Consider the following 6,096-nt stretch of genomic DNA (forward strand, 5'->3'; position numbering starts at 1 on the left):
AGGCAGCGCACCGGCAAGCACAGACTCCCTACGGCAGCGCACCAGCAAGGTCACGACCAGGAAGCCGAGAGGATTCAGCTCTTCTTCGCTGCCGACGACTTCGTCGCCGCCTTGGCCGTCGTCGTCTTCTTCGCCGTCGTCGTCTTCTTGGCCGTCGTCTTCTTCGCAGCGGTCTTCTTGGTCGTGGCCTTCTTGGCGCTCTTCTTCGCCGTCTTCTTGACCGGACCGCGGGCGCGGCGCTCAGCGAGGAGCTCCTGGGCGCGCTCCTCGGTGAGGGTCTCGAGGTCGTCGTCCTTGCGCAGCGAGGCGTTGGTCTCGCCGTCGGTCACGTAGACGCCGAACCGGCCGTCCTTCGCGACGATCGGCCTCTCGCTGACCGGGTCGACGCCGAGCTCCTTCAGCGGGGGCTTGGCGGTGCCGCGGCGGCCGTAGGTCTTCGGCTGCGCGTAGATGGCGCGCGCCTGCTCCTCGGTGAGCGTGAACAGCTGGTCCTCCGACTCGAGCGAGCGCGAGTCGGTGCCCTTCTTGAGGTACGGCCCGTAGCGACCGTTCTGCGCGGTGATCTCGGTGCCGTCGACGTCGGTGCCGACGACGCGCGGGAGGGTGAGGAGCCGGACGGCGTCGTCGATGCCGATCGCGTCCATGCTCATCGTGCGGAACAGGCTCGCGGTGCGCGGCTTCTCGCCCTTCGGGGCGTCCTCGGGCAGCAGCTCCTGCACGTAGGGACCGAAGCGACCGTTCTTCACGACGAGGTCGAGCCCCGTCTCCGGGTGGGTGCCGAGCATCTTCTCGGCACCGGCCGGGTTCGCCAGCAGCTCCTTGGCCTTCTCGAGCGTCAGCTCGTCCGGTGGCAGGTCCTCGGGCACGTTGCCGCGCGTGGGCACGTCGACACCGTCCTTGCCGGGGACCATCGGCGGGCCCTCGACGTACGGCCCGTAGCGCCCGACGCGCACCGCGACGCCGTCGCCGAGCTCGAACGTGGCCAGACCGCGGGCGTCGATGTCGGGGAGGTTCTCGATGAGCCGCTTGAGTCCGGTGTCCTTCTCGCCGCTGCCGGCCCAGAACCCCTCGAGCACGCGCTGACGCTCCTCGCGTCCGTGCGACACCTGGTCGAGGACGTCCTCGAGCTCGGCCGTGAAGGAGTAGTCGACGAGGCGGGGGAAGTGCTGCTCCATCAGCCGGACGACGCTGAACGCGATCCATGCCGGGACGAGCGCGGTGCCCTTCTTGAACACGTACCCACGGTTCTGGATGGTGCCGATGATCGACGCGTACGTCGACGGGCGACCGATCTCCCGGTCCTCCAGCTCCTTGATGAGCGAGGCCTCGGTGTAGCGGGCGGGCGGCTTCGTCTCGTGGCCGGCGGGCGTCAGCTCGTGCGCGGTCACCGTGTCACCCTGGGCGAGCGCCGGGAGCTTCGTCTGCTGGTCGTCGCCCTGGCCGTTGTCCTCGCGGGACTCCACGTACGCCTTCAGGAAGCCGTGGAACGTGATGGTGCGGCCCGACGCGGTCAGCTCGACCGGCGCTCCCGCGTCGGCGCCCGCAGCGTCGGAGGCGGTCGCGGTCAGGCGGATCGAGACCTGCTCGCCGCGGGCGTCCTTCATCTGCGACGCGAGCGTGCGCTTCCAGATCAGCTCGTACAGCCGGAGCTCGTCACCGCGCAGCCCCGTGGCCTGCGGGGTCTTGAACCGCTCCCCCGCGGGCCGGATCGCCTCGTGCGCCTCCTGGGCGTTCTTCACCTTGCCGGCGTAGGTGCGGGGCTTGTCGGGCAGGTACTCCGCGCCGTACAGCTCCTTGACCTGGGCGCGCGAGGCGTTGAGCGCGGTCTGCGACAGCGTGATCGAGTCGGTGCGCATGTAGGTGATGTGCCCGCCCTCGTACAGCCGCTGCGCGACCTGCATCGTGCGGGCGGCGCCGAAGCCGAACTTGCGCGACGCCTCCTGCTGCATGGTCGTGGTGCGGAACGGGGCGTACGGCTTGCGGGTGTAGGGCTTCGCGTCGACACCGGCGACCGTGAACGTCTCGTCGCGCAGACCCGCCGCGAGGGCGGTCACGCGTGCCTCGTCGAGGTGCGCGACGTCGGCGTTCTTGAGGGTGCCGTCGTCGGCGAAGGCCGAACCGTTCGCCACGCGCTTGCCGCCGACCGTCACCAGACGGGCCGGGAACAAGCGCGCGTCCTCGTGCTGCTCGCCGGCGTCGAAGGTGGCGTCGAGGTCCCAGTAGGAGGCGGAGCGGAACGCCATGCGCTCCCGCTCGCGCTCGACCACGAGGCGGGTCGCGACCGACTGCACGCGACCCGCGGACAGGCCGGACATGACCTTCTTCCACAGCACGGGGCTGACCTCGTAGCCGTACAGACGGTCGAGGATGCGGCGGGTCTCCTGCGCGTCGACGAGGTCCATGTCGATGTCGCGCGGGTTCTCGACGGCCCGCGTGATCGCTTCCTTGGTGATCTCGTTGAAGACGATCCGCTTGACCGGGACCTTCGGCTTCAGCTCGTCGAAGAGGTGCCAGGCGATGGCCTCGCCCTCGCGGTCCTCATCGGTCGCGAGCACGAGCTCGTCGGCCTCCTTGAGGAGCTTCTTGAGCTTGGTGATCTGCGGCTTCTTCTCGGCGGCGACGACGTAGACGGGGTCGAAGCCGTTCTCGATGTCGACGCCGAGGCGCGCCCAGGGCAGGCCCTTGTACTTGGCGGGCACCTGGTCGGCACCCTTCGGGAGGTCGCGGATGTGGCCCACGCTGGAGTCGACGACGTAGCCGTCACCCAGGTACGACTGGATGCTGCGCACCTTGTTCGGCGACTCGACGATGACGAGCGTGGTCACGGTGTTACTCCCTCGTGGACGGTCCGGGCGCACGGACAGCGGGCCGGACGCGGCATACGCTAACGCGCCTTGTCAAGGAACATCGTGCCCCGGGGCCGCAGGTGGCGCGCGCCACAGGGCCCGCGCGAGGCGGTCAGGGAACGAGCAGGCCGTCGGCGACGAGCTCGTGGACGACCGGACGGTACTGCTCGCGCAGGACCTCGGGATCGCGCTCGAGGAGCTGCGCGAGCGCGTCGAGCACCTCCCCGGCCGTCAGGTCGCCGTCGAGCGCACCGACCAGCCCCGCCTGGACGGTGTCGACCTGGGCGGCCCGGCGCAGACCCTCCCCCAGGCGCAGCACGATGGCCTCCGGGTCCTCCTCGCCGGCCCGGCCGAACGTCTCCTGCGTCAGCGTGGGCGCCTGGCGCCAGCGGACGTCGAGCACGTCGTCGGCCGCGGCCAGGGCGTCGACGCGCTCGCCCCAGGACAGGACCGCCGCGCCGACGGGCGGCACGACCTCGTGGCGCCACTCCTCCAGCCGCAGCACGGGCACGTCGCGGTGCGCCGCACGCAGGCTGATCCAGCCGAACGCCATGGCCTGGACGCCCTGGTCGTCGAACCAGTCGAGCCAGGCGTCGTAGCGGGCCGTGTAGTCGGGCCGGTGCCGGACTCCCGCGTCGGCGAGCCACATCTCGACGTACGCCGACAGGTCGACGACCTCGCGCTGGACCACCCACGCGTCGAGCCCGGTGGCGCCGACCCACCCGCCCAGGCGGTCCTGCCACGGCTCGTCGGTGTGCACCCAGCTGCCGAGCACCTGGCACCACCCGCCGGGCACGAGGTGGTCGGCCGCGCCGGCCACGACGGTGCGGACGACGCCGTCGGTCTCGAGGGACCCCTCGCGGTAGACGAGCCGGTCGCCGGTGGGCGGGGAGACGACGAACGGCGGGTTCGTGGCGATGGTGTCGAAGCGCTCGCCCGCGACCGGGTCCCAGAAGGAGCCGTCGCGCACGTCGACGTCGACGCCGTTGAGCTCCGCCGTGAGCCGTGCCGCCCAGAGGGCACGGGGGTTGACGTCGGTCGCGACGACGCGGTCGTGCCCCTGCGCGAGGTGCAGGGCCTGCACGCCGCACCCCGTCCCGAGGTCGAGCGCGCGCGTCGACTCGCCGCCGGGCAGGAGGCGTGAGGAGGGGACGGTGAGCTGGGCGAGCGAGGAGGACGCCTCGCTGATGCCGAGGACGTGCTCGGGCCCGACCTCGATCGGGCGCGTGTCGAGCCCGGGCGTCAGGTCGCAGACCACCCACCAGTCGTGCGTCTCGTCGCCGTACGGGCGGACGTCGACCACGGCTCGCACCGCGTCACCGTCCCGGGCGAGCACACCCCGGCCCACGAGGTCGTCCACCTGCCCCGGCAGCGCGGCCTCGACCGCCGCCGCGGGCTCGGGTCGCTGCAGGGAGAAGAGCCGCACCAGGGTCGAGAGGGGCGAGCCGTCGCGGGTCGCGCGCTCCGCCGGGGTCGTCTCGTTGCGCAGCAGCGCGCCCTGGGCCTCGGGCCCCAGCAGGGCCTGCACCCGCTCGACGGTGAAGCCGACGTCGGTCAGGCGGGCGCGTAGTCGTTCCATGGCGTCAGCGTGTCACGCCGACGTCGGGCCGGCGTCAGGCGAGGCCGGCGGTGTCGTGCGCGGCGCGCGCCGCCTCGACGGAGTCGTGCAGGCCGAAGACCTTGTCGAGGCCCGTGATCTCCAAGATCTTGAGCAGCCGCGGGTGCGTGCAGACGATGTCGAGCGAGCCCCCGCCCGCCCGGACCTTCTTGAGGGCGCCGACGAGGACGCCCAGACCGGTCGAGTCGAGGAAGTCGACGCGCTGCACGTCGACGACGAGGCGCAGGTGACCGGCGTCGATCGCCTCCACGATCGCCTCCCGCAGCCGCGGGGCGGTGTACACGTCGATCTCGCCGCCGACCTCGATGATCTCGAAGGGCTCGTCGGTGCGGGTGGTCAGCAGGAGCTCCATCAACATCCTTCCTCGGAGGTACGCCAAGTCAACCACGCCGGACGCCTCGACGCCCCGTCGTCCGCGCCCCCGACGGGGGCCCTGGGATGATGGCACCGTGGAACCGGACCGAGTGCTGACGCGCTACGCCGACCGGATCCTGCACCTGCACGAGGTCCCCGCCCGCGACGCCGTCGTGGAGCCCTGGCCGGAGTGGGTGGACCCGCGCGTGCGCACGGCCTTCGCGGCGCAGGGCGTCACCCACCTCTGGGCGCACCAGGCCGAGGCGCTCGCGCACGTGCACGCGGGTCGACACGTCGTCGTGTCCACGGGCACGGCCTCGGGGAAGTCGCTGACCTACCAGGTCCCTGCGCTCGACGCGCTCGTCCGGGGTCGGGCGGGCGACGCGATCCGTGGGCACCGCGCCCCCACCGCGCTCTACCTGGCGCCCACGAAGGCGCTCGCCGCCGACCAGCTGCGCCGTCTGCCCCGCGACGAGGACGGCGCACCGCTCGTCCGGGCGACCACCGTCGACGGCGACAGCTCGCTCGACGAGAGGTCGTGGGCGCGCGACCACGCGCAGCTCGTGCTCACCAACCCGGACACGGTGCACCACACGCTCCTGCCCGGCCACGAGCGCTGGGCACGGCTGTTCGCAGGACTGCGGATCGTCGTCGTGGACGAGTGCCACCACTACCGGGGCGTGTTCGGTGCGCACGTCGCGCACGTGCTGCGCCGGCTGCTGCGCGTGTGCGCGCACCACGGGTCGCAGCCCGTCGTGGTGCTCTCGTCGGCCACGGTGAGCGAGCCGGAGGCGTCGGCGCGGCGGCTCACCGGGCTCGACGTGGTGGCCGTGACCGACGACGCCTCGCCGCACGGCCCGCGCACGATCGCGCTCTGGGAGCCGCCCCTGGTCGGCGCCGCGCACCCGTCGCAGCCGCCGAGCCGGCGGTCCGCGGGCCGCGAGGCGGCCGACGTGCTCACCGACCTGGTGCTGGACCGCACCCGCACCCTCGTCTTCTCGCGGTCCAGGCGAGGGGCAGAGTCCATCGCCCGAGGCGCGCAGGAGCGCCTCGGCGAGGTCGCCCCCGAGCTGCCCGCCCGGGTGGCCACCTACCGCGGCGGGTACCTGCCCGAGGAACGGCGGGCCCTGGAGGACCGGCTCCGCTCGGGCGACCTGCTCGGCCTGGCCGCCACCAACGCGCTCGAGCTGGGCGTCGACGTCAGCGGGCTCGACGCCGTCGTCAGCGTGGGCTTCCCCGGCACGCGGGCGGCGTTCTGGCAGCAGGTGGGACGAGCCG

General features: G+C 72.5%; 4 protein-coding genes. 1 reads left to right on the forward strand and 3 read right to left on the reverse strand.

What is annotated here, in order from left to right; translation table 11 throughout:
- Positions 1 to 74: 74 nt before the first annotated feature.
- The 3 genes from topA to A6Q79_RS15790 all read right to left on the reverse strand — a co-directional run bounded on the left by topA (position 75) and on the right by A6Q79_RS15790 (position 4,816).
- Positions 75 to 2,825: a type I DNA topoisomerase gene (topA, locus tag A6Q79_RS15780; RefSeq protein ID WP_286689862.1), complete on the reverse strand. Its 2,751-nt coding sequence runs from the start codon at positions 2,823 to 2,825 to the stop codon at positions 75 to 77.
- 133 nt (positions 2,826 to 2,958) lie between these two features.
- A complete protein-coding gene (locus A6Q79_RS15785; RefSeq protein ID WP_286689863.1) occupies positions 2,959 to 4,425 on the reverse strand; it encodes a methyltransferase in 1,467 nt (488 codons plus the stop codon).
- A 34-nt stretch (positions 4,426 to 4,459) separates the two neighbouring features.
- The gene (locus A6Q79_RS15790) at positions 4,460 to 4,816 is read right to left on the reverse strand and encodes an STAS domain-containing protein (protein ID WP_286689864.1); all 357 of its coding nucleotides are present in this window, start codon (positions 4,814 to 4,816) and stop codon (positions 4,460 to 4,462) included.
- 97 nt (positions 4,817 to 4,913) lie between these two features.
- On the opposite strand from A6Q79_RS15790, the gene A6Q79_RS15795 reads away from it, so the two are divergent.
- A partial coding sequence (locus A6Q79_RS15795; RefSeq protein ID WP_317698733.1) for a DEAD/DEAH box helicase occupies positions 4,914 to 6,096 on the forward strand: 1,183 nt, incomplete at its 3' end.

This window comes from Aeromicrobium sp. REDSEA-S32_B7 (assembly GCF_001626145.1).
GTDB classification, from domain to species: domain Bacteria; phylum Actinomycetota; class Actinomycetes; order Propionibacteriales; family Nocardioidaceae; genus Aeromicrobium; species Aeromicrobium erythreum.